Annotated in this window: 19 protein-coding genes, 1 tRNA gene and 2 pseudogenes; 7 read left to right on the plus strand and 15 right to left on the minus strand. The window is 64.4% G+C overall.

Going from position 1 to position 24,390, the window contains the following annotated elements; all coding sequences use genetic code 11:
• The first annotated feature begins 2 nt into the window (after nucleotides 1–2).
• From F462_RS03330 to F462_RS14065, 4 genes and pseudogenes are all read left to right on the plus strand, one after another.
• The gene (locus tag F462_RS03330) at nucleotides 3–275 is read left to right on the plus strand and encodes a PP0621 family protein (protein WP_018141913.1); all 273 of its coding nucleotides are present in this window, start codon (nucleotides 3–5) and stop codon (nucleotides 273–275) included.
• 9 nt (nucleotides 276–284) lie between these two features.
• Nucleotides 285–1,931: a sensor histidine kinase gene (locus F462_RS03335; RefSeq protein WP_018141914.1), complete on the plus strand. Its 1,647-nt coding sequence runs from the start codon at nucleotides 285–287 to the stop codon at nucleotides 1,929–1,931.
• Nucleotides 1,928–3,104: pseudogene (locus tag F462_RS03340) on the plus strand (sigma-54-dependent transcriptional regulator); the annotation flags it as partial. The gene F462_RS03335 and the pseudogene F462_RS03340, both read left to right, overlap by 4 nt.
• A gap of 74 nt (nucleotides 3,105–3,178) precedes the next feature.
• Nucleotides 3,179–3,334: pseudogene (locus F462_RS14065) on the plus strand (helix-turn-helix domain-containing protein); the annotation flags it as partial.
• Between the two features lie 22 nt (nucleotides 3,335–3,356).
• On the opposite strand, the gene F462_RS03345 reads toward F462_RS14065, so the two are convergent.
• The 4 genes from F462_RS03345 to ilvA all read right to left on the minus strand — a co-directional run bounded on the left by F462_RS03345 (nucleotide 3,357) and on the right by ilvA (nucleotide 9,146).
• Nucleotides 3,357–3,578 (minus strand): hypothetical protein, encoded by a 222-nt coding sequence (locus tag F462_RS03345; RefSeq protein WP_018141916.1) that lies wholly within the window; start codon nucleotides 3,576–3,578, stop codon nucleotides 3,357–3,359.
• 136 nt (nucleotides 3,579–3,714) lie between these two features.
• The gene (gene hrpB / locus F462_RS03350; protein WP_038051555.1) at nucleotides 3,715–6,228 is read right to left on the minus strand and encodes an ATP-dependent helicase HrpB; all 2,514 of its coding nucleotides are present in this window, start codon (nucleotides 6,226–6,228) and stop codon (nucleotides 3,715–3,717) included.
• Nucleotides 6,229–6,234: 6 nt separating this feature from the next.
• Nucleotides 6,235–7,428 carry an efflux RND transporter periplasmic adaptor subunit gene (locus tag F462_RS03355; protein ID WP_038054792.1) on the minus strand — a complete coding sequence of 398 codons (1,194 nt, stop codon included), beginning with the start codon at nucleotides 7,426–7,428 and terminating at the stop codon, nucleotides 6,235–6,237.
• Between the two features lie 203 nt (nucleotides 7,429–7,631).
• A complete protein-coding gene (gene ilvA / locus F462_RS03360) occupies nucleotides 7,632–9,146 on the minus strand; it encodes a threonine ammonia-lyase, biosynthetic (RefSeq protein ID WP_038051558.1) in 1,515 nt (504 codons plus the stop codon).
• 248 nt (nucleotides 9,147–9,394) lie between these two features.
• Here ilvA and rpiA point away from each other — a divergent pair, with 248 nt between their 5' ends.
• On the plus strand, nucleotides 9,395–10,057 hold the full coding sequence (gene rpiA, locus F462_RS03365) for a ribose-5-phosphate isomerase RpiA (protein ID WP_026280065.1): 663 nt from the start codon (nucleotides 9,395–9,397) through the stop codon (nucleotides 10,055–10,057).
• 18 nt (nucleotides 10,058–10,075) lie between these two features.
• Nucleotides 10,076–10,285, plus strand: a complete 210-nt coding sequence (locus F462_RS03370; RefSeq protein ID WP_038051561.1) for a DUF2905 domain-containing protein — start codon at nucleotides 10,076–10,078, stop codon at nucleotides 10,283–10,285.
• A gap of 83 nt (nucleotides 10,286–10,368) precedes the next feature.
• On the opposite strand, the gene F462_RS03375 is transcribed toward F462_RS03370, so the two are convergent.
• From F462_RS03375 to F462_RS03415, 10 genes are all read right to left on the minus strand, one after another.
• A complete protein-coding gene (locus F462_RS03375; protein ID WP_038051563.1) occupies nucleotides 10,369–11,202 on the minus strand; it encodes a rhodanese-like domain-containing protein in 834 nt (277 codons plus the stop codon).
• A 187-nt stretch (nucleotides 11,203–11,389) separates the two neighbouring features.
• Entirely contained in the window at nucleotides 11,390–15,232 is a 3,843-nt protein-coding gene (locus F462_RS03380) for a DUF3683 domain-containing protein (RefSeq protein ID WP_038051564.1), read from the minus strand.
• Nucleotides 15,233–15,438: 206 nt separating this feature from the next.
• Complete coding sequence (locus tag F462_RS13185) at nucleotides 15,439–15,588, minus strand: DUF3096 domain-containing protein (protein ID WP_081911353.1); 150 nt, start codon at nucleotides 15,586–15,588, stop codon at nucleotides 15,439–15,441.
• A gap of 90 nt (nucleotides 15,589–15,678) precedes the next feature.
• The gene (locus F462_RS03385) at nucleotides 15,679–16,596 is read right to left on the minus strand and encodes an MBL fold metallo-hydrolase (RefSeq protein ID WP_018141925.1); all 918 of its coding nucleotides are present in this window, start codon (nucleotides 16,594–16,596) and stop codon (nucleotides 15,679–15,681) included.
• 506 nt (nucleotides 16,597–17,102) lie between these two features.
• A tRNA-Gln gene (locus F462_RS03390) sits at nucleotides 17,103–17,176 on the minus strand.
• A gap of 43 nt (nucleotides 17,177–17,219) precedes the next feature.
• The gene (gene rpsI / locus F462_RS03395; RefSeq protein WP_018141926.1) at nucleotides 17,220–17,612 is read right to left on the minus strand and encodes a 30S ribosomal protein S9; all 393 of its coding nucleotides are present in this window, start codon (nucleotides 17,610–17,612) and stop codon (nucleotides 17,220–17,222) included.
• Between the two features lie 31 nt (nucleotides 17,613–17,643).
• Nucleotides 17,644–18,072 carry a 50S ribosomal protein L13 gene (gene rplM, locus F462_RS03400; protein ID WP_018141927.1) on the minus strand — a complete coding sequence of 143 codons (429 nt, stop codon included), beginning with the start codon at nucleotides 18,070–18,072 and terminating at the stop codon, nucleotides 17,644–17,646.
• A gap of 365 nt (nucleotides 18,073–18,437) precedes the next feature.
• Nucleotides 18,438–18,938 (minus strand): DUF4168 domain-containing protein, encoded by a 501-nt coding sequence (locus tag F462_RS03405; protein WP_018141928.1) that lies wholly within the window; start codon nucleotides 18,936–18,938, stop codon nucleotides 18,438–18,440.
• A 292-nt stretch (nucleotides 18,939–19,230) separates the two neighbouring features.
• Nucleotides 19,231–20,664, minus strand: a complete 1,434-nt coding sequence (locus tag F462_RS03410; RefSeq protein ID WP_038051566.1) for a sigma-54-dependent transcriptional regulator — start codon at nucleotides 20,662–20,664, stop codon at nucleotides 19,231–19,233.
• Nucleotides 20,661–22,148 carry an ATP-binding protein gene (locus F462_RS03415; RefSeq protein ID WP_038051568.1) on the minus strand — a complete coding sequence of 496 codons (1,488 nt, stop codon included), beginning with the start codon at nucleotides 22,146–22,148 and terminating at the stop codon, nucleotides 20,661–20,663. Before F462_RS03415 ends, F462_RS03410 begins: the two co-directional genes overlap by 4 nt.
• 371 nt (nucleotides 22,149–22,519) lie before the next feature.
• On the opposite strand from F462_RS03415, the gene F462_RS03420 reads away from it, so the two are divergent.
• Nucleotides 22,520–23,203, plus strand: coding sequence for an MBL fold metallo-hydrolase (locus F462_RS03420; protein ID WP_038051570.1), 684 nt, complete (start codon nucleotides 22,520–22,522; stop codon nucleotides 23,201–23,203).
• A gap of 227 nt (nucleotides 23,204–23,430) precedes the next feature.
• On the opposite strand, the gene htpX is transcribed toward F462_RS03420, so the two are convergent.
• Nucleotides 23,431–24,318 (minus strand): protease HtpX, encoded by an 888-nt coding sequence (htpX, locus tag F462_RS03425; protein ID WP_018141932.1) that lies wholly within the window; start codon nucleotides 24,316–24,318, stop codon nucleotides 23,431–23,433.
• Nucleotides 24,319–24,390 lie beyond the last annotated feature (72 nt).

Consider the following 24,390-nt stretch of genomic DNA (forward strand, 5'->3'; position numbering starts at 1 on the left):
ACATGCGCCTGCTCCTGCTGATCGTCGTCATTGTTGCCGTATTTCTCGCGGTGCGAACGCTCGTGCGTTCCACCAGCCAACGCAAGCAAGTCCATCAGGGTGAACGGCCCGAACGCCTGAAAGAAGGCGGCGCGGTCATCCGCTGCGCCTTTTGCGGCGTACACGTGCCCGAGGCCGAAGCCTACCGGGACGGCGACCGTCTTTACTGTTCGCCCCAGCATGCCGAGGTCGACCGCAACCGGTCGGACGCCGACTCCCGAACCGAAGACGACTGACCGGAACCCATGGGCGCCGAGGCCGAGGGAAACGCGCCGCTGGATGCCGATACCCGGCGCTCCGCCTGGTTGTTCGCGCTGTACCGTGTGTTCGTCGCAGCGGTCCTGCTGCTGCTCGGCCTGTTCCCCGACACGCCGCTGGGACTGCAGGTCCTCACCCCCCCGCTCTACGTCGTCTTTGCGACGGCCTATCTCGCCTTCGCCGTGGTAGCGGCCGGGTTCGCCTGGCGCTGCACGCAGAACCCGGACACAGCTAGCCTCAGCCGGATCGCCCTGATCGGCGGCGCCGGTGATGGCATCGGCCTGATTGTGCTACTGATGGTCTCCGGCGGAGTCGGCTCCGGCATCGGTCTGCTGCTCGTCCCCGCCCTGGTGGCCACCGTGCTGCTTTCCAGCGCGCGCTTCGCTCTGACCCTGGCGGCGATCGCGACCCTTGCGCTGTTGTTGGCCGAGGGAGTTACCGCCCTGTTCCTTCACCCGACGGACACCGCGATCACCCAGGCGGGCCTGCTCGGGGCCACCCTGTTCGCGGCCGGCCTGCTGGCCCGCCATTTCGCCCGCCGCGCAGGCGAGACCCGCGCCCAGGTAGAACGCCAGGAGGCAGACCTGGCCAACCTGGCTGAGCTCAACGCCCAGATCATCGCGCGCATGAGCGCTGGCGTCGTCGCCGTCGACCCGAACGGCTACATCCGCTCCATCAACGAGGCCGCCCGCCGGCTGCTGCCGCCGCGTCCGGGGCGACACCTGTCGTCCCTGTCCCCCTCGGTCGCCCGCACGGTGCGTGACTGGCAGCGCAATGGCATGCCGAACACCAGTCAGCATTTGCCCGGGGACCGCGACCAGCCCGCCCTGCGTATCCGCCTCGCTCCCCTCGGCGATCAAGGGGATCAGGGAACCCTCCTGATCCTGGAAGACGCCGCGGAGCTCCAGCGCCAGGCCCAGGCCAGCAAACTACAGGCGCTGGGCCGGCTCACCGCCAGCATCGCCCACGAGATCCGCAACCCACTGGGCGCCATCAGCCACAGCGCCCAGTTGTTGGGCGAATCGCCGGACCTGAAGCCCCATGACCAGCGGCTGCTCGACATCATCAACAACCAGAGCAAGCGGGTGAACGAGCTGATCTCCAACGTCCTCAGCCTGTCGCGCCGGGATACCGGAGAGCGCGAACGCCTGAACCTGCAGGAGGCCCTGGACCGCTTCGCCGAAGAGTTCTGCGGTGCACTGCAACTACCCCGGGAGACACTGCATGCGCGGGTCGAACCGGTGGACTCCGAGATCCAGTTCGACCCCTCCCAGCTCAACCAGACCCTGTGGAACCTTTGCACCAACGCCCGCATCCACGGCGGCCATGACCAACCCGGCACCCCGCCCATCGTGCTGCGCGGCGGCGCCGGCCAGGTTGCACGGGTGGTCAGCCTGGATGTGATCGACGCCGGCCCAGGCATTTCCTCCGAGCAGGAAAAGGATCTGTTCGAGCCGTTTGTCTCCGGGCGTGCCGGGGGCACCGGGCTCGGCCTGTACATCTCGCGCATGCTGTGCGAAAACAACGGGGCATCGCTGGAGTACGTCCGGACACCCACCGGCGGCTGCTTCCGGGTCCTGTTTGCTCCCCTGGAAGCTGATATGCCAGCGCTGCACAAGGAAGGAAGCGCATGAGTATCCGTCACGTGCTGGTCGTCGACGACGAGCCCGACATCTGCGAACTACTCGAGATCACCCTGGCCCGCATGGGGCTAGAGGCCACGACGGCCAATCGTTTGCAACCCGCGCGCGCACTCCTGGCCGAACGCGACTTCGACCTGTGCCTGACCGATATGCGTTTGCCGGATGGGGATGGCCTGGACCTGGTCCGCCATATCCAGCACCAATGTCCCGAGCTGCCGGTTGCGGTCATCACCGCCCACGGCAGTGTAGACACGGCTGTTCAAGCCCTGAAGCTGGGAGCCTTCGATTTTGTCAGCAAGCCGGTAGACCTGAAGCAACTCCGCGAGCTGATCGACGCCGCCCTCCGTCTGGAGCCCGTGGCCCCGACCACCGAGGATGCCCAATCGCTGAGCGTACCCGCTGGTACCGACACCAGCCCCCTGCTGGGGGCGTCCAAGCCCATGCAGGGGCTGCGCGCCACGATTCACAAATTGGCCCGCAGCCAGGCGCCAGTATTCATCTCTGGCGAATCGGGGTCCGGCAAGGAACTGGTCGCGCGCGAGATTCACCGTCTGGGCGCCCGCGCGGAGCGCCCATTTGTACCGGTCAATTGCGGTGCTATCCCGGGCGAGTTAATGGAGAGCGAGTTCTTCGGCCACCGCAAGGGCGCCTTTACCGGCGCCAACCAGGATCACACCGGTCTCTTCCAGTCGGCGGATGGCGGGACGCTGTTTCTGGACGAAGTGGCCGATCTGCCACTGCCGATGCAGGTCAAGCTGCTGAGGGCCATCCAGGAACGCGCCATCAAGCCAGTCGGCGGCACGCGCGAGCTCCCGGTCGACGTGCGCATCCTGAGCGCGACCCACCACGACCTGGAAAAGGCGGTGCGCGAAGGCCGTTTCCGCCAGGACCTGTACTACCGCCTGAACGTCATCGAATTGAAGGTACCGCCGCTACGCGAACGCCACAGCGATATTGGCCATTTGGCCACCCACATCCTCCAGCGCATCAGCGAGCAATGGGGAATGGAGGCACTCGAACTCGCACCTGGGGCGCGGGAGGCTCTGCAACGGCATTCCTTCCCCGGCAACGTGCGCGAACTGGAGAACATCCTGGAGCGGGCCGCCACGCTATGCGAAGGCCCGCGGATCGACGCTGACAACATCGACCTACCCGCCAATGGCTTTGCGGCAACGCACCCATCGAGCCAGGCTCCACTGGACGATACCTCCGACGCGGAGACCGCGACCAGTGGCACCGACCCCGCGCTGGATGAACAGCTCGCGGCCCAGGAACGCCAGGCGATTGCCACCGCCCTGCAACAGACCGGCGGCAATCGGACCGCGGCCGCGCGCCTGCTGGGCCTCAGCTTTCGCCAGCTGCGCTACCGCCTGAAGAAACTCGGGATCGAATAGTCGGCAATCCGCCGGCACTCGGTTAGAGCAGGTCCGCCCATTCGGTCAGGGCAAACCAGATCACGTAGCCGCCATAAAGGATCAGGAAGATGATGCTGAGCACCGTAATCGGACGAAACCCCTTCACGTCCACCTGGTAGGACACATCCTCCCCGCGTGCCCGGCGTCGCCGCACATCCATCCAGCGCGACACCCGCCACCAGACGAACAGCAGGATCAGGATCACGGTCAGAAACTTCAGCATCGGGGGTTGTGTCCTCGCATGGGGTCTCGGGCGGCACTGAACGCGACACTACCCGAGAACGCCACGCGCCGCATCGTCTGTCGCCCCCGTAGGGGGCTATTCGCAGGTGAAGCCCCCGCGCCTTGTTTGAGTCGGGTCATCCCCGTCGCTTCGAACGCCCCGTCGCGGGCGCATTCCAGGGGTCTTCCGGCCACGGATGTTTCGGATAACGCCCCTTCAGTTCACGCCGCACCTCCGGGTAACCCTTCTCCCAGAAACTTTCCAGATCCTGCGTCACCTGCACCGGACGCCGCGCTGGCGACAGCAGGTGCAGCACGAGGGGTACACGTCCACCGGCCACAGCGGGCGTCTCGGCCAGCCCGAACAGCTCCTGCAGCTTGACTGCCAGCACCGGAGGTTCCTGGGTGTAGTCAATCCGGTGCGCGGAACCGGAGGGCACCTCGATCCGGGATGGCGCCTCGCGGTCCAATTGCTGCTGGCGCGCCCAGTCAAGCCGCCCGCGCAGGATCGCCGTCAGGTCCAGTCGCTCCAGATCGCGCATCCGCGTGACCCCCGCCAGGTACGGCCCCAACCAGTCCTCCAGGCCACTTAGCAGCGTGGCATCACAAAGATCCGGGAACCCGGCCTCTGGCATCGCGGTATGCAGTAGCTGGACCCGGGCGCGCAACTGGGTCGCCGCATCGTCCCAGGCCAGCCGCCCCAGCCCCTCGCGGCGCAGCCGCTCGCACCAGAGCGGGATGGTGGCAGACGGGTCGTCCAGCGCCACCATCTGCCGCTCCACCACCAGCGTACCGATACGCCGGATGCGTGCATTCTCCAGCCGCGCGCCGTCCTCCACCCAGTCGCAGCGTGTCTCCTGGTGGAACAGCTCCGGGGCCTCACGCTCCAGCGCAACCAGGTCCAGTGCCACCGCGCAGCGGATGCGCGCCTCGCGCTCGGCATCTACGCAGTCCACCGCAACCAGGTAATCAGCATGGGCCAGGCGCTCGCGCTCCGGCATCAAGGCGCCTCGGCCATTGCCCATCACGAAGCGCCCGGCCTGGTGGCCCCGATGTCGCGCGATGCGCTCGGGCCAGGCCAGCGCCGCCAGCACCCCCAGCGCGACGGGCTCATCCAGCTGAGCGGCCGTTTCCGCGAAAGCCCCGTTCAGACGCTCCAGCGCCTGCCCCAATCGCCGCAGCCCGATCTTCCAGGGTCGCCCGCCGCTGCGTCGTGCCCCCTCGAGGCGGGCACCCAATTCCAGTGGCGCTCCTGGCCCGACCAGACCCGGCTCTTCGACCACCACAGCCAGTTCGCAAGCCAGATACGCGAGCCCCCGCTCGCGGGCGCGCAGCAGCATATGTGCGAGGCGCGGGTGGGTCGGTAGGCGCAACAGGGCGTGCCCGTGTTCGGTAATCCGCCCGTCAGTATCCACCGCCCCCAACTCCGTGAGGATTCCCCGCGCGGCGGCCAGGCCATGCGCAGGGGGTGGCTCCAGCCAGTCGAGTTCGGCTACCGCCTCGCCCCAGCCAGCCAGTTCGAGGGCCAATGGCAGCAGATCGACCTGCTGCAGGCCGGGTGTGGCGTAGTCCGGGCGCTGTACCTCCTCACCCCGCGCCCACAGCCGGATGGCCACACCGGACTCGGTGCGTCCAGCACGACCTGCACGTTGTTCGGCGGACGCCTTTGAGGCCGACACCGTCACCAGCCGCGAGAGCCCGGTCGCCGCATCGAAACGCGGCTCGCGCGACAGTCCCGCGTCGATCACCACGCGCACGCCCTCGATGGTCAGACTGGTCTCGGCGATATCGGTGGCCAGGACGACCTTGCGTTCGCCCGCGGGTGCCGGGCGCACCGCCCGGTTCTGTTCCTCCGCAGATAGCCGCCCGAACAATGGCGTGACCCGAGCAGGACCAGACGGGGTATCGACAACCTCGCCCAGGCGCGCGGTCGCCTCGCGGATCTCGCGCTCACCGGGCAGAAACACCAGCAACGAACCTGGCTCCGCGACCAGCGCATCCTGCACCGCAGAAGCCACGGTGTGCGACAGCGGCGCCTCACTCTCCGGCGGCAGGAAACGCACATCCACCGGAAACTGGCGTCCCCGGGCCCGCAACACTGGAACCGGATCAGCCTCCGGCAGCGCCAGCAGGCGCGCGACCGCCTCATCATCAAGCGTCGCAGACATCACCACGATGCGCAGTTCCGGACGCAACAACCGGCGCACCTGCAGGGCAAAGGCCAACGCCAGTTCGGCCTCGGGCCGGCGCAGGTGGAATTCGTCAAACACGACTGCACCGATACCCTCCAGCAACGGATCGGCCTGGATGCGACGCAGGAACAGGCCATCTGTGACCAGCTCCACGCGCGTGCGCCCCGAGACCTTTTGCTCGTCACGCACACGGTAGCCAACCGTCTCTCCGACCATCTCGCCACACTGATCGGCCATGAAGGTAGCCGCCATGCGTGCCGCCATACGCCGCGGCTGGAGACAGATCACCCGCCCCTCGGACGGGCCCGCGGCCAGATGCAGCGGCACGCGTGTGGTCTTTCCGGCCCCCGGTTCGGCCACCAGCACGGCCGCCCCGTGGGCAGCCAGCGCGGCATCCAGGGGGCTTAGCAAATCCTCCAGCGCCTGCGCGGCCGGCGCAGCATCGGGGGCCTGGGGCATCGAGGCTTAGTTCTCGGTCACGCGGGTTCCGGCCTGCACGCGATCGCCGGGGCGCGTCACCACGCGCTCGCCCGCCTCCAGGCCTTCCAGGATCTGGGTCGCAAAGCCGGCCCGGCGACCGACATCAACCGGACGCGGCTGCGCCCGACCCTCCTCGACTACAAACACGGACCATTCGCCGCGATCACGAAACAGCGCGCTGGTCGGCACCTGCAGCACGTCGTCGCCCCCCCACAGGACGAACTCGGCCTCCACGCGGTAACCAACGGCCAATCCAGCCAGGCGTGCCTCTACCGAATCCAGGTCCAAAATCACCGGCACACGCTGCTCGTCTACCCCCAGCGCGGAGATCTTGGTGAACCCGAACGGCTGCACCCGACGCACCGAGGCCTCCAGTGGCGCGTCACGGCCCCAGTCGGTCAGGCGCACACGCATGCCGGGCACGACCCGCACAGCGTCCATCGACAGCAGGTCCACCTGCACCTCGAGGTCGTCCAGATCGCCCACCACCAGAACGGGCTCGCCCGGGCCAATCGTTCCCTCGCAACAGTGATAGCGTTCGAGCACGACCCCGTCGGCGGGCGAGCGCACGGCCAAGGTATCCACCTCGGACTCCGGCATCTGGCCGCTGGCGATGTCCAGCACCAGACGGGCACTCTCGACTTCGCTGCGAGCGACCTCCACTGCGGCCTCGCCCGAGCGCACGGCCGAGCGGGCCCGATCGCGCATGGTCTCCATGCGCTCCACCTCGGTCACCGAGACCGCGCCGCGCTCGAACAGCTCCTGGTGGCGGCGATGCTCGGACTCGGAAAACCGCGCCTCGGCTCGCAGATTCTCGAGGTTCGCTTCGGCACTTTGCAGCCGCGAGCGCGCGGCGACCAGATTCTCGCGTGCCTGCTCGCGCGAACGCGCATCCAGCGCTGGCGTCGGCAAGGGCTCCAGGCGGAATAGCGTATCGCCCAGGCCCACAGCATCGCCTTCTTCCAGTTGCACCCGATGCAGATAGCCGGCAATGGGTGCGGACACGGTGTACGTCTCGCGCAGACGTGTCCGGCCTTCCTCGCGCACCGTCTCTTCGAAGGCGCCGACGTGTACCTCGGTGATCGAGACCGGCACCGGCTGTGGGCGCAGTGCCCAGACCAGCGCGACCACTCCCGCCAGCACCACCAACCCAACCGTAATTCGCTTCTTCATCGCCATACCATCAGTCTCGCAAATCCCGCGGTCCATCGCGCTCCCTCATCGGCCGCCCCGCCACGTGAAGTGCGGTCTCCAATGTTGAAGTGCGTCAATCCGCCGCCTGCCCTAGTTGGCTGGCGGCTGACCGCAGCCACCCATCAGCGTCCTCGGCCTACCTGAGGACAACCTTGTGAGACTCCACACCTAGCGCAAGCGAAACACGCTCAGCGCAGGAACAGCGAGTAGGCCGGGTTGGCCGTCTCCTCGTGCCAGGGATAGCCGACTTCCTTCAGGAAGGAGCGGAACCGAGCACGATCCTCGGTGGGGATTTGCATTCCCACCAGCACCCGTCCGTAGGCCGCGCCATGGTTGCGATAGTGAAACAGGCTGATATTCCAGGTCTGCCCCATGTGGGTCAGGAAATTCAGCAGCGCCCCCGGACGCTCCGGAAATTCGAAGCGATAGATCCGCTCGTTGCGGACCTCGCCGCCGTGGCCCCCGACCATATGTCGCAGGTGAAGCTTGGCCACCTCATTCTCGGTCATGTCCAGGACCTCGTACCCGGCCCCTCCCAGCGCTGCCAGAATCTCCTGACGCTCGGCATCACCACGCTCCAGCTTGATGCCAGCAAATACCTGGGCACGTTCGTCATCAGCGTAGCGATAGTTGAATTCGGTAATGCCCCGCTTGCCGATCGCCTGGCAGAACTGACGAAAACTTCCCGGACGTTCCGGAATCGTGACCGCAAACAGGGCCTCCCGGTGCTCGCCAATCTCGGCGCGCTCCGCCACATGACGCAGTCGATCAAAGTTGATGTTGGCTCCACTAAGCACCGCTGCCAGATTCGCGCCTTGCAGACCCTCACGCTGGATGTATTGCTTCATACCCGCGACCGCTAGCGCACCCGCCGGTTCAGCCACCACGCGGGTATCGTCGAAGACGTCCTTGATGGCTGCGCAGATCGAGTCGGTATCCACCAGGAGGACCTCGTCGACCAGCTCGCGCACCATGCGGAAGGTCTCCTTGCCGACCTGTCGAACGGCCGCGCCATCGGCAAAGATGCCGACTTGCTTGAGGATGACCCGGCGATTCTGGCGTAACGCCTTGTACATCGAGGGCGCATCGTCCGGCTCCACCCCGATGACCTTGATCTCCGGGCGCAGGCGCTTGATGTAGGCCGCCATACCAGCCGCCAGCCCGCCACCACCAATGCAAACGAATACCGCATCCAAGGGGCCCGGATGTTGGCGCAGCAATTCCATTGCCACGGTCCCCTGACCCGCGATCACGTCGGGATCGTCGAACGGGTGGATAAAGGTGTAGCCATGGGTCGCTTCCAGCTCGCGCGCATGGGCCGCCGCTTCATCGAAAGAATCCCCATGCAGCACGGCCTTGCCGCCGAAGCGCCGTACCGCATCGATCTTGATCGACGGCGTGGTCACCGGCATCACGATGACGGCCTTGATGCCAAGATGGTTTGCACCCAGCGCGACCCCCTGGGCATGGTTGCCGGCCGATGCCGCCACCACGCCCTTGGCGCGCTGCTCCGGGGTCAGCTGGGCGATCTTGTTGTACGCCCCTCGCAGCTTGAATGAGAAGACTGGCTGCAGATCCTCACGCTTGAGCCACACAGTAGAACCCAGACGCTGCGACAGGCTCGGCATCAAATCCAGTGGGGTCTCGCGCGCTACGTCGTACACACGCGCCGTCAGGATTTTCTCAAGGTAGGGGACTTTCATGGCCCGAACGATAGCATGCGAGTCTGCTCGGAGAGGCACGTTTATGAGGCCGGTTGCACCCTTTCTGGCCATTGAAGGCAGTGCAACGGCGTAGTCACCGCTTGGCAACCAGCCCGTGCCAGTGGCTCGAATGGACGGGAACGGCACCGGATAGGTCAATGCGTCTCGCCGTAACGGGCCCGCTTGTCCCAGGGACGGAGCAGTCTGTATCCTCAGTGGGTTATGGACCGTATATGCGAGAGACGTTGATGAATCAGGACGAAATGAAGAAGGCCGTTGCCGAGGCGGCCCTGGAACGAATCGAAAGCGGCTGGATCGTGGGCGTAGGCACCGGCTCCACCGCGAATTACTTCATCGACGCCCTGGCCGGGATCAAGGGCAAGATCGACGGCGCCGTGGCCTCCAGCGAGGCCAGTGCCGAACGTCTGCGGGGGCATGGGATCGAGGTGCTGGATCTCAACTCGGCTGGCCCGCTGCCGATCTATGTCGATGGCGCCGACGAGGCTACTCGCCACCTGCACCTGACTAAAGGTGGCGGCGGCGCGCTGACCCGCGAGAAGATCGTGGCGGCCGCCTCGAAGACTTTTGTGTGCGTCGTAGACGAGACCAAGGTCGTCGACTATCTGGGTGCCTTCCCCCTGCCCGTTGAGGTCATCCCCATGGCGCGCAGCCATGTGGCGCGCGCCCTATCGAAATTGGGCGGCAACCCGGAGCTGCGCGAAGGCTTCAAGACCGACAATGGCAACGTGATCCTGGACGTGCATAACCTGCGCATCATGAATCCGGTGGAGCTTGAGTCCGAGCTGGACCACATCGCCGGCGTGGTGACCAACGGGCTGTTCGCCCGCCGCCCGGCGGACGTAATGCTGGTGGGTTCGTCCTCTGGTGTCGAGGAGATGACCGCAAAATAATCGGCCTGGACGATCGCCATGACCGACGCTGGCAAATGGCTGATCATCATCGGCGGGCTGATCGTACTGATCGGCCTGCTCTGGCCGTGGCTCGGCAAGATCCCCTGGGGGCGCCTGCCGGGTGACATCGTGATCGAACGCGAGAACGCGCGCTTCTACTTTCCGATCACCACCATGATCATTATCAGCGTCGTGGTCTCGATCGTCCTCGCACTCTTCCGGCGCTGAAGCCGTACACGCAAAAAGGGGCCGGGATTTGCCATCCCGGCCCCTTCTGCGTTTCGCATCCTGAATCGAGTGCGTTCCCTCGCTCAGCGAGACATCACCTCATCGTAGAAACGCTGCAGACCGCCTTCCAGGAAGTGGTAATTCTCGATGCCACGCTCCTCCAGGTGGTACTGCAACCACCGAACCTGCTGGCCATTCTGGTCGAAAATCAACAGGTCGTGACCCTCGCGATCGGCCCGATCCAGGACCCGGTTAAGCGTGTCGATGTTCTCCATCGGGGACGAGATTTCGCGGCCCGCGAACAGCGAGATCTCGTCGCGTTCATCATTGCCTCGCACATCAACTACCACCGCCTCGGAATCGCCGCGCACCCTCTGGGCGAACGTATCCGCATCCAGCAGACGGGCCTCGAAGGCGTCATCGCCAATCAACTGGGTTTCGGGGTCCTCAATCGGCTCGCCACGCAGCATCGCCAGGCCGGGATAGCGTTCCGCCCAATCCCTCACCCCAGCATCGTAGGCCTGAGTCGGGCCAAGCCCGGCCGAGTTGGCCCGCGCCGCCGCGCGATACGACATGTAGCTCTCGCGGCCGTTGCAGTAGAACACCAGCGGTCCGCCATGTTCCTCTTCCAGTGCGCGCACCTGGTCTTCAAAGTCCGGCGCGCCCAGGGGTACGTGGTGGGCCCCCTCAATGTGCAGGATGTCGTACTCCAGGCGCGGCCGGACATCGATCACCGTGGAACGGGACAACTGGCCGCGCAGGTCGAACAGATCCACGGCATCCACGCCGAATCGTTCGTACAGGCTACGACCCGGGAATTCGACAAAGGCCTGGGCACTGGCCGCGATCGGGGCGCCCGCCAGCCCGACACAAAGGGCCATGGCGGCAAGGCGGGGACTCAAAGAGCGAAATGTCATGCGATCTCCCTTGCATGGACGGGTGGTCATGCCGCTCACGCTGCCGCGGCCGTGTCGGACGTACTGGTCGCCCGTTGGAGCGACGCGGGGTAGTGGTGCTTTATTCCGCCCCGGCCGCCCGGCTCACCCGATTGTAGCCAACCCGGGCGCCTCGTGTTGAACGCCCGGGCGGGCCCCATCCGTGGGACTACAGCAGGACCTTCTCGATGCCGCCCTCGCGGGCCCGATCGATAAAGGCCTTCTGCCACCCATCGCCCATCAGACGATTGGCCATCTCGACCACGATGTAGTCGGTGTCCAGCCCGGTGTCCTCGCGATAGCGCGAAAGCCCCTGCTGGCAGGCCGGGCAGGAAGTCAGCATCTTCACGTTGCCGTTCTCGGCCTTTTCCTCACCGGTCAGTTCCTTGATGCCCTTGTGGAGCTCTTCCTGCTTGCGGAAGCGCACCTGGGTGGCAATGTCCGGACGGCTAATGGCGAAGGTTCCCGCCTCGCCGCAACAGCGATCCGACTTCAGGACTTCCTGCCCCATCAACTTGGAGGCGACGTCCGTCGGCTTGTGCGACTTCATCGGCGAGTGGCAAGGATCGTGGTACATGTACTGCACACCCTTCAGCCCCTCGAGATGGACGCCCTTCTCCATCAGGTACTCGTGGATGTCGAGCAGCCGGCAACCCGGGAAGATCCGCTCGAACTCGTACTTCAGCAACTGATCCATGCAGGTCCCGCAGGACACCACCACGGTCTTGATATCGAGGTAGTTCAGCGTGGTCGCCAGGCGGTGGAACAACACCCGGTTCTCGGTACTGATCTGCTGGCCTTTCTCGAAGTCGCCACCCGCATTCTGCGGATACCCGCAGCACAGGTAGCCTGGCGGCAACACGGTTTGCGCGCCGACGTCGTAGAGCATCGCCAGCGTCGCCAGCCCGACCTGACTGAACAGCCGCTCAGAGCCACAGCCCGGGAAGTAGAACACCGCATCCGAATCCAGATCCGTCTTCACCGGATCACGCAGGATGGGCACATAGCGCGAGTCCTCCAGCCCCAACATCTGGCGCGTAGTCTGGCTTGGGAGACCTGCCGGCATCGGCTTCTTCACGAAGTGCACCACCTGCTCGTGCACCGGCGCCTTGCCGGTCGTCGAACGCGGAGTCTTGCCCTCGCCGGTCAGCCCGAGTGTCTTGAACGACCAGTGCCCCAGGCGCTGAGCGGCGTAGCCCATCTGGATCGCGCCCTTGCGGAGGCCCTTGATGGTGGCCGGATCCTTCGTATTCAGGAAGGCCATGGAGACCATCGTCGCCGGTGACGCCTTGCGCTTACCTTTCTTGTTGAGGATCGAGCGCATGTGCATGGTCACATCGCCGAAATCGATGTCGACCGGGCACGGATTCAGGCACTTGTGGCAGATCGTGCAGTGATCCGCAACGTCATTCATCTCCTCGAAGTGATTCATCGACAGCCCGCGCCGGGTCTGTTCCTCGTAGAGGAAGGCCTCGACGATCAGCCCGGTGGCCAGGATCTTGTTACGCGGCGAGTACAGCAGGTTCGCGCGCGGGACATGCGTGTTGCACTCCGGCTTGCACTTGCCACAGCGCAGGCAGTCCTTGATCTCGTCGTTGAGATCGCCCAGCTCGCTCTGCTCCAGGATCAGCGCCTCCTGCTTCACCAGTCGCAGTGACGGCGTGTAGGCATTGGACAGCCCGGAACCCTCCAGCAGCTTGCCGGCGTTGAACACGCCGTTCGGGTCGACCTGCTTCTTGTACTTCGCGAACGACTCGATGCGCTCGGGTTCCAGATACTGCATCTTGGTCAGACCGATCCCGTGCTCGCCGGAGATCACCCCATTCAGCTCCCGCGCCAGACGCATCACGTCGTCCACCAGGCCTTCGGCCCGATGCATCATCTGATAGTCGTTGGAGTTGACCGGGATGTTGGTGTGCACGTTGCCGTCGCCTGCATGCATGTGCAGGGCGATGAACAGCCGGCTGGTCAGCACGCGATCGTGGATTCCGGCCAGGCGCTTGCGCACCGGCTCCAGCTGGTGCCCGCCAAAGATCTCGAACAGCGGGCGTTCGACCTCGGCGCGATAGGAGATCCGCAGGCTGCGCCGCAGCAGCAGGTTCATCAGCTTGTCGTGGTCGCGGCGATCGGCGCGGGCGGGCTCGTCCAGCAGCTCGTCACATTCCGATGCGAGGGTGAAGAAGTTCTCCGAGATCGCCTCCCAGCGTTTCTTCACCGCCTCCAGCACTTCCACCGCCCGCTCGCGTTTGGACTCGAACCACTGCTGGCCCTCGCCGCCGGTGTCCTCCAGCAGTTCGCGCAGTTCCGGGTGGTCGCCGCGCATGCACTCCAGCACCTGGTCGACCATGGTCAGCTTGTTCTTCAGCGACTCGCGCACGTTCAGGGATTCGATGCCCTCGGTGTACTCGGCCAGGCGTTCCAGCGGGATGACCACGTCTTCGTTGATCTTGAACGCGTTGGTATGGTGCGCGATGGCGGCCGTACGGGCACGATCCGCCCAGAAACGCTTGCGGGCCTCGGGGCTCACCGCAATGAAGCCTTCGCCGTTGCGGGCGTTGGCCGCGCGCACCATTTTGGCCGCCAGCGTACCTAGCGCATCCTCGCTATCCGACACGATATCGGCGATCAGGACCATCTTCGGCAGGTCACCACGGGCCCCCTTCGGGGTGTACTTCACCGCGCGCACGTAACGCTCGTCCAGGTGCTCGAGGCCCGCCAGTAGAACGTCTTCCTCGGCATCCACCGCGTCCTTGATCTCGACGATCGCCGGGACCGCCTGATGCAGGTCGGTCCCGTAGAACTCAAGGCACACAGTACGGATGTTGTCCGGCATCCGGTGCAGGATGAACTCGGCGGAGGTGATCAGGCCGTCGCAGCCCTCTTTCTGGATGCCCGGCACACCCATCAGGGTCTTGTCGGTGACGTCCTTGCCCAGCCCCAGCTTGCGGAAGTTCTGGCCCGGCATCTCGAGGATCTCGGGGTCGCCCTTCGGGGTCTTGCCATCCGGCTGGTAGCGGTTCACGCGAAAGCGCACCGTCTCGGCGTCGTGGATCTTGCCCAGATTGTGGTCCAGCCGCTCGACATACAGCCACTCGGCCTCGGGGGTCACCATAGTCCACGCGGCGAGGTTGTCCAGCGCGGTGCCCCACAGCACGGCCTTCTTGCCCCCGGCGTTCATGGCCACATTGCCACCGATCGTCGAGGCGTCCTGGGAGGTCGGATCCACCGCGAACACCAGGCCATTGCGACCGGCCAGCTCGGAGACCCGCTTGGTGACCACGCCGGCCTCCACGCGCACCACCGGCACATCCTGATCCACACCCGGTAAGGGCCGGCGCTTGACCTCGCCAATCCCTTCCAGTTTTTCGGTGTTGATGACCGCCGAGCGCTTGGACAGCGGGACCGCACTGCCGGTGTACCCGGTACCTCCGCCGCGCGGAATCACCGTCAAACCTAGTTCAATGCAGGCCGCAACCAGCGGGCCCATCTCTTCTTCGGAATCGGGTGTGAGCACCACGAACGGCAGCTCAACGCGCCAGTCCGTGGCATCCGTTACATGGGAGACCCGCGCCAGACCGCCGAACTGGATGTTGTCCTTGTGCGTCAGGCCCTTCATGCGCTTGCGCACCTGATCGCGCAACGCCGTGGTATCCGTGAATTCCTTGGCAAACGCGGACACCGCCGCCTGCGCGCGTTGGGCGAGCTTCAATGCCTTTTCGTTGCCGTCGGCCCGGGCCGTGATCTGGTCTAGGCGATGCTGCATGGCATCTATCAGCGCCTTGCGACGCTTCTTGTGCTCCAGCAGGTCATCCTGGATATACGGGTTGCGGGTAACCACCCACATATCCCCCAGGACCTCGAACAGCATGCGCGCAGACACACCGGTACGACGCTCCTCGCGCAGTTCGTTGAGGAGGTCCCAGGTATCGGATCCCAGGAAACGGATAACAATTTCGCGGTCGGAGAAGGACGTGTAGTTATAGGGTATTTCTCGAACGCGTTCGGCGGTCATTGAGGCGTGGCCCCCCGATCAGAATGAGGCCAAAGAGTAACGGGTCCGAACGCCCCCCGCATGAACTCGCACTGTTGGTCCATGCTTTTGGGCACCAAACTATCGGCCGCCACGGCCTCGGCCGATGGCGAACGGCCCCGAGGATCCGGTCAGCGCCGTTCAATGATCAGCGCATCTGGAGCGCCCCTTCTGAGAGCAGGTCCTGCCTACAAGTGGGCGATCAGACCCAGAAAGCCAATCACGATCAGATAGATAGCGACGATGTAGTTCAACAATCGGGGACGAATCAGGATCAGGATGCCAGCCACCAGAGACAGAATGGCCATCAGCAGGCTCGGATCGACGTGTAACGTCATGGGCGATAACTCCTTTCGCACGTACTTCAGGGGTGGCATGTCGGGCACAACATCGCACAGGCGCCTTTACAGGCGCCAGGCTCAGCGATCTCAGAACAGCTTCTCTTCCATCTCCAGATAGACGGCATTGGCGTTGCTGCGATTGGTCTCCTCGAACGCCGGAAGGTCTTCGTAGTCGGACCAGTCCATGGCCGCGTATACCTCGTCAAAGGAGTCCATGTTTTCCACTGCCGTAGCCATGTGCTCACGCAGGTACACGATGTAGTCGTGGGTAAACTTCACCGCCCGCGCGGCCTGGTCGGTTCCATCACCATGTCCGGGAACCAGAAACTTCAGGTCCATCTCCATTAGTTCCTCAAGGCGATTGACCCAGTTCTCCGAGTCCAGCGCATCGTCCCCCATGAAGGGGATGCGGCCATCGAACACGATATCGCCGGCAAAGACCACGCCGGTCTCTTCCACCACCATCATGATGTCGTCCGGGGAATGTGCGGGGCCGGCATGGACACAACGAAAGGTCTTGCCACCCAAGCGGATGGTATATTCATCGTCAAAGAACTCGTCCGGGGGGATGATCTGAGTATCCTCGTCGACCCACGGGGCAAGCACACCTCGGCGCTGTTCCAGTCGCGAAACCGCACCACGGCTATCGAGGTAATCCCGCGCGCGCGACTGGCCAATGATCTTGGCGTCGGTATGGTCGGCAAAGGCCTGCAGGCCATAGATGTGATCCGCGTGATAGTGCCCCGCGATCACGTACTTGATCGGCTGGTCGGTCACTTCGCGAATGCGACGGATCATCTCGAAGCCAAGCGGCGGTGTCCCCAGAGCGTCGTACACCACCACGCCCTCATCGGTCACCACGAAACCGGCATTCGAGGTATGGCCCTCGTTGTCCGGGTCGGGGACGCCCGACTTCCCGATCATGTACCAGGTGTCCGCGCCCTCCACTTCGTGGGCCGTCGTATCTACGGAGACAGGCTCGTAGGGGTTATCGGGTACCGACATGTTGCTCCTCTCCTCATTCCATTTTGGTGTGCATTCGGCCCGGTCAATCCAGGCTCTGCGGACTTTGACGGGAAAAAGCCTGGAGAATTCCCTGCATTTCCCGATTACTGCCAAGGTATTGTAGTGGAGCGTGGGAGAAGTTGAGGGGGTTGCGCGTTTGGTGCGTGTCCCGACGATCAGGGCAGAGAGATGAGCTAGGAAACGGGCCGGATGCGAGGAGCGATTGAGGATGCCGGCCCCTGCACGAGAAAATCCACAAACGGCCTGGACACCGCGTCCTCGATCGTTACAAGGCCTAGCAGATGACGACACGCCCCTTCGAGGAGCGTGTCGTCATGGCTGGGGGACCAGGATGATTCGGCGGCTGCGCCGCCTCACCCTTCGGGCTGCACACGCTTCGCGCGTGCAGTGCTCCGCTGCGCTCCGCCGAACCTTCCAGGTTCGAACCCTGGGCTCGCTCAAATATCCATAGAAAAGGGCCCCACGAGGGGGCCCTTCTCTATGGATGGCTGGGGGACCAGGATTCGAACCTGGGTTGGCGGAGTCAGAGTCCGCAGTCCTACCGCTAGACGATCCCCCAGTAAACCGGGTCGCGTGCTTCCCGTTACCACTCGGCTCGGATATCAGCGCTTCGAGTACTGGGTCGCACGACGGGCCTTGCGCAGGCCGATCTTCTTCCGCTCTACCTCACGGGCATCGCGGGTGAGATGACCACCGCGACGCAGCGGCGAGCGCAGTTCTTCGTTGTACTGCACCAGGGCGCGGGCAATGCCAAGGCGGATCGCGCCGGCCTGGCCGTTACCACCACCGCCCTCGACGGTCGCGATCACGTCAAAGTTGCCGGTCGACTCGGTCGCCTCCAGCGGCTGACGCACGACCATGCGCGAAGTCTGGCGACCAAAGAAGTCGTCCAGCGGCTTCTCGTTGACCGTGATATTGCCCGTGCCGGGGCGCAGGAAGACGCGCGCCGAGGCGGTCTTGCGGCGACCGGTGCCGTAATATTGATTGCTAGCCATTCGGATCGATTCCCTTGCTGGTTCTGGCGGCTCAGATTTCGAGCGGCTGCGGCTGCTGGGCCGTGTGCCGGTGTTCGGTTCCGGCATAGACCTTGAGCTTCTTGAACATGGCCCGGCCAAGCGGGTTGCGCGGCAGCATGCCCTTCACGGCAAGCTCCAACACCTTCTCCGGATGACGCTCGATCATCTGGGTGAAGTTGGCTTCCTTGATGCCACCCGGGTAACCGGAGTGGTGGAAGTACTTCTTGTCCATGGCCTTGTTGCCGGAGACGCGGATCTTCTCCGCGTTGATCACGACGATGTAGTCGCCGGTATCGACATGCGGCGTGTACACGGGCTTGTGCTTCCCGCGCAGGCGGCTCGCGATCTCCGTGGCGAGTCGACCGAGGGTCTTGCCGTCGGCGTCGACGAGAAACCAGTCGCGTTCGACTTCGGCCGGCTTGGCGCTGATGGTACTCATGATGTTCGATGCTCCGAGGTCGGGGCGATTCAGAAAGCGCGCAAGAATAACGCTTCCCTGCGCCCGATTCAAGCTAAGGGGACATTGATTTAATCGTGCGTACGCGCTCAAGTCGCTTTTGCGTAACCAACGAGGCGAAGCGGCTGGTATGCGGTCACTCCGCACAAGAGAGCCACAACGCCGTGGGCGCAACTCAATCAGTGCCCCCTAGATAGACAACTGGGCCCCGCCTGGGCGGACCCATCGGGTTTGGAACTGGGGGGGGGCTGGATATGGCGCTACGGCGCAAAAGAAAGGGGCCGACCCCGAAAGGCCGGCCCCAGCAAGCCCCGGGCACGGAGCCCGGGTGCGCTTGGCACCAACGGTTACAGCTGGGCTTCGGCGCGTTCCTGCACTTCCTGCATCAGCTCAGGGTCGTTCTGCAAAGCCATGGCGACTTCATTGTATTCCTCGACGCTCATGCCCGCATCTTCGACGGCGCTAACCATTTCATCCTGCGCTTCCTGCTGCATGGACTGGGCCTCGGTTTCATCCTCGGCACCCTGCAGACGGTCGGCGAAGTCCTCGCGCACTTCCTGAACCGCGACGAACGCGGAGACGAAGGTGTCGATATCTTCTTCGCTCAGGTCAACCTCGGGGGCCTCCTGCATCGGAGCGCCACCCTGGGCCGCGCCACCTTCAGCACCACCCTGCGGCGGCTGGCCGCCCTGGGCACCACCTTCTTGGGCCGGCGGCTGGCCGCCCTGGGCACCGCCCATATCACCACCAGCACCACCTTCGGCGCCACCGGTCTGGGCCGAAGCGGCACCACCAACGGCAAACAGGGAGGTCAGGGCCATCGCGAGCATCGTCTTGCGCATATTCATCATTTTGCTCCTTCTTCCTTTCATGATCGTTCGGATCTCGGGGCCATACGGGCGTTTACGCCTGTGACCCGATTTCGTTGCAACCGTGTGAGGAGGGTGGTCAGGCCTTGAGGACTTGATCCCTCGATTGCTACTGGAAGGAGTTAGCAGATGCCGTGCCAAAACCGAATAAAATACGAATATCTAATAATATCAGTTTCTTAATGTTTTTCTTCTACCCAGGATCGGGCGATGCAAAGCACAAAAAGCGGGTCACAATGACACATGAGTCAGGCCGACCCGTGTCAGGATGTCACGTCGGGTCGGACTCCCCGAGCTTTCGGTACAGCGTCTTACGCCCGATCCCGAGGATCCGGGCTGCCCGTTGCTTGTTGCCATCCACGTGCTCCAGGACGCGGTGGATGTAGTCACGCTCACGTTCCTCCAGGGTCGGCCACTGGGGATCGTCTTCAACACCTGGCACGGGCATGGAGTCGGGGCGCCCGTCGGGAGCATCATCGGGGGCGCCGTGGGCAGCGCCCTGCAGGACGCGCTCGGGCAGATCGCGGGTTTCGATCACTTCGCCCGCGGCCAGCGTGGCCGCGCGCTCCATCAGGCTCGCCAGTTCACGGACGTTACCCGGGAAGGAATATCGCACCAGGGCACGCAGGGCTTCCGGACTCAGTCGACGCTCGGGGAGCCCTCGTGCCAGCGCCTGCTCGCGCAGGAACTGCAAGGCCAGGCGCTCGATATCGTCGCCGCGCGCACGCAGGGGCGGAATCTCGATCCGGAAGGTCTCGAGGCGATAGTAGAGATCCTCGCGAAAACGGCCATCGGCGATGTGAGCCTGCAGGTCCTGGTGGGTGGCCGCGACGATGCGCACATCCGTCGCGATCTCCTCGTTGGCCCCCACCGGGCGCACGCGACCATCCTGCAGCAGGCGCAGCAGCTTGCTCTGCATCGCCACCGGCATCTCGGCGATCTCGTCCAGAAACAGCGTGCCGCCATCCGCCTCGGTAAAAAGTCCTCGGCGAGCCCCCTTGGCGCCACTGAAGGCACCCGCCACGTGACCGAGCAACTCGGATTCGAGCAGCGCCTCGGGGATACCCGCGCAGTTGATCGCGACGAACGGGCCAGCAGCCCGCTCGCTCTCGGCATGCAGGGCCCGAGCGACCAGTTCCTTGCCGGTACCGGACTCGCCGGTGATCAGGACGCTACCGTCCGCCACCGCGATGCGCCGGATCAGGTCAAACAGATGCAGCATCGCAGGGCTGCGTCCCTGCATGCCATGGAAGCCATCGGCCTGCGCAAGGATCTCGCGGTACTGGCGCACCTCGTCCTTCAGCCGGCGCGCCTCGGTAACCCGATCGGCCGCCAGACGCAGGTGGTCCAGGTCCACCGGCTTGGTCAGGAAGTCATCGGCGCCGGCTTTGAGTGCGGCGACGGCCTGATCGATGGTTCCGAACCCGGTCAACATGATAAATCCAGGCGCCGGGGCCCGGGCTCGCGTCACTTCCAGCACATGGAAACCATCGGCACCCGGCAGCCGCAGGTCGCTGACCACCAGACTGAAGGCGTGTTGTGCCAGGACCTGCTCGGCATCCTCGGCACTCTCCACCGTAGTGACGGCATATCCGGCTTCGGTCAGTTCTTCCTGTAGTAGTTGGCGATGACCGCGATCATCCTCGACGACCAGGACCGCCTCCTGCACTGGCGACGAGTTTTGTGCTTGCGCTTGCGTATTCATCCGGCGAATCCTCCGCCGTTCGCTGGGGGCGATCCGGAACCCCTTGGCAAATGCACGACAAACCGGGTCTCGCCGGCCTTGCTTCGGTCAAGGTCGACCCGCCCCCCATGATCTTCCAGCGCCACCTGCACCACGGCCAGACCGAGCCCCGTTCCCTGTCCGGTCGGCTTGGTCGTAAAGAAGGGCTCGAACAGCCGCTCGGCCTGCTCATCCTCGATCCCGCCTCCGGCGACAGGACCATCATCGGCGACCACCAGCTCAACCCCTTCCGGCACCGCGCGCCAGGCCACCCGGACCTGGCTTGCAGCCGCCTGGGCGGCATTCTCCAGCAGATTCTCCAACGCCTGCCCCAGTCGCAGCGGATCCGCCGCGACCGATAACGCATCACCTTCCACCTGGAACTCGATCGCGCCCGATGGATGTTGCGCGCGGACACGGTCGATTAGATCGTTCATGAGCGGCCCCAGCGCTATTGAACGCTCCTGCAACGGATTGCGCCGGGCAAAATCCAGCAATTGCCGCACGATGGCCTCCACCCGCTCCAACTCGGACTTCAGGGCCTGCATCTCTTTGCGTGCCGGATCCTCCTCGGGCAAATGACGAATCGCGCGCTGCACGCGCCCCGCGATAATCCCCAGTGGCGTACCCAGCTCGTGGGCCACGCCCGCCGCCAGCTGTCCGATGGCCGCCAGCTTTTCCGAGTGCCGCAGCTTCTCTTCCAGCCGCACCTGCTCCCGACGCTGCGCCTCCAGCTCGGCTTCCGAGGCCTCCCGCCGTTCCATCATGCGATTCATCGACACCGCCAGGCCGCGCAACTCGGCCGGCCCATCTTCCGGAGCGCGCAGTCCGCGCTGCCCGTCGCCAATGGCGCGCATCGCCCCCATCAGGCGCGACACGTGCCGCCCTACCGCCCGGTGATAACCCAACAGAACCACCAACAGGAACAACGCGGCAATGCCCATGAGCAGTAGCAGACCCTGCCACTGAAGCTGGGTCACGTAGGCGCGAAAGGGCGTGACATCTCGCGTCACCTGCAACAGGCCGACGATCCGTCCTGCCGAGTCGGACAGCGGCAGAAAGAAAGAGAAGATCTCACGCCCTCGGTGCTCCCCGAAGGCCCCGAGACTACCGGTCTCGCTGATCACCCGCGCCTCCCCGCGGCGCTGCAGAGTCGGACTCGGCGGCCCACTGGCCGCCACCATGCGACCCTCGGCATCATAGACATACACCCCGAAGACCTCTTCGATCTGAAACAGCGAATCCAGCGACTGCTGCACCGCTGCCGCGTCCTCCTGCAGCATCGCGCTGGCAACGGGCAAACGGATCGAACGTGCCACCAGCTCGATGTCCTCCTGCATGCGGTTTTCCATCTGTGTCTGAAACTCATGCAGCCCCAATGCCACGACCGCCGCCATCAGCAACAACAGCGGCAGCAGCACGAACGACAACACCGCGGTACGCAGGCTGTTCAGGCGTCGAGTCATAGACAGGGGGAGTGATCCGCAGCGTGGTCAGGGAGTAGCCATGGTAGCCATGGGAGGCGGCGGGACGCGAATTACGGGCAAAAAAAAGCGCGGGTCGAGCCCGCGCCAAGAAAACCACCAAAGGAGGATGGAGGAGTCCACTAACCACTGACAGGGGGGACAGCGATTAGCGTATGCAAATCTTCTAATATGGCGATGTTATTGTCAACCGGCTGATGCGCAGGGGGTCGCACTTCACCGTTCCGTCATATCACGTACCCTTGAAGACCTGCATACCTCTTAAGACGCACACCTTTCCGATCTATTCCCGGGTACTTGCCAATCAAACGAAAAATCCACGAAAACCCGATTTCCATCACGGATTGACCACCATGCTTCGTCACTTGAGCCACCCCGTCACGCCCCTGGCACAGAACGCGACCTTGATCTGGTGTGATGCTACCGGGGCCGCGGCCTGGGTGGATCCAGGCGCGGACGCCGCGGATCTGGAACGGATCGCGCAAAAACAGGGCGTCCACCTGGAAAAGATCCTCCTTACCCACGGCCACCTGGACCACGTCGGCGCAACCGCCGAACTCGCCGCGCGCACGGGCGTTCCGGTCATCGGTCCGCACCGAGACGATGCCTTCTGGCTGGATCAGCTCCCGGCGCAGGCCCAGGTCTTCGGCTTCCCAGAGATCCCGCCGCTGGCCCCAGACCAGTGGCTGGACGACGGAGACACCATTACGCTCGGGCAGACCACGCTGCAGGTCCTGCACTGCCCTGGCCACACACCCGGCCATGTGGTCTTTCACGATCCGCAGACCCGCCTGGCCCTGGTGGGTGATGTCCTGTTCCACGGCGCGATCGGCCGCAGTGACTTTCCGCGCGGCAATGGCCGCGAGCTGATCGGCGCCATCACGGGCAAGCTCTGGCCCTTGGGCGACGACACCCGCTTCGTACCCGGCCACGGGCCCGAGTCGACGTTCGGCGAGGAGCGGCGCAGCAACCCGTTTGTTGCCGACCACGTGCTGGCGACCGGAAGCGGCGAAACGGGACGGGGTCGCTACTATTGACGCTACGAAGGGCCGCTGTTCTGAGGCCGCTATGGGAGAGAACAGCGCCGACGATATAGCCGGCGCTGCTTCACCCGCGAGCAAGCGCCTACAAAGGGTTGGGTTCCCCGCGCGGGTTGATCGGCTAACTCGCAGGGCCGGGTCGGGATATCGGTTGATTCGATATCCCCCTACCGCCCGGCCCCGGCAAGCGCCGGTCCAGGCGGGTCAGAGACAAAACCGCGCGTTCAGCCTTTGGCGCGCAGCGCCGCAATCCGCTCTTCGATCGGCGGATGGCTCATGAACAGCTTTTTCAGCCCCTGAGCCACGCCACCCCGGATACCAAACGCCGCCATCTGATCCGGCATATCCACCTTGCGCCCAGAGGCGCGCGCCAGGGACTCCAGGGCGCCGATCATCTTCTCGCGCCCGGCAAATCGGGCACCCGCCTCGTCGGCGCGAAACTCGCGCTGGCGCGAGAACCACATCACGATGATCGAAGCGAGGATCGCGAGGATGATCTCGGCCACGATGGTGGTGATCCAGAAGGCCGGGCCATGCCCCGCCTCGTTCTTGAACACCACGCGATCCACAAAGTGGCCGATCACGCGGGCGAGGAAGATCACAAAGGTGTTCACCACCCCCTGGATCAGGGCCAGGGTCACCATGTCGCCGTTGGCGACGTGGCCAACCTCGTGGCCCAGCACGGCCTCGACCTCGCCCTGCCCCATGTTCTGCATCAGGCCAGTGCTGACTGCGACCAGGGCGTTGTTCTTGCTCATGCCGGTGGCAAAGGCGTTGGGGTCCGGCGAGTCGTAGATTCCGACCTCCGGCATCCCGATCCCGGCTTCGCGGGCCTGGCGGGTCACCGTCTCCAGCAGCCACTGCTCGGTCGCGTTACGCGGCTTGTCGATCACGTGGACCTTCATCGTCTTTTTTGCCATCCACTTGGAGATGGCCAGCGAGATAAAGGAACCGCCGAAGCCGAACACCGCGGCGAAGATCAGCAGTGCATTAAAGTTAAGCCCGACACCTTCTTCGTCGAGAATGCGTTCCACCCCAAGGATGCGCAGCGTAATGCTGAGCACAATGATGATGGCGAAATTGGTCGCCAGAAACAGCGCAATACGTTTCATGAAGCTTTCCTGTACTCCAGCAAGGATCGGTTAAGGATATCGGAAACATCGGGGCGAACCCGAAAGATTCAA

The organism is Thioalkalivibrio sp. ALJ1, from assembly GCF_000745395.1.
GTDB lineage: Bacteria > Pseudomonadota > Gammaproteobacteria > Ectothiorhodospirales > Ectothiorhodospiraceae > Thioalkalivibrio.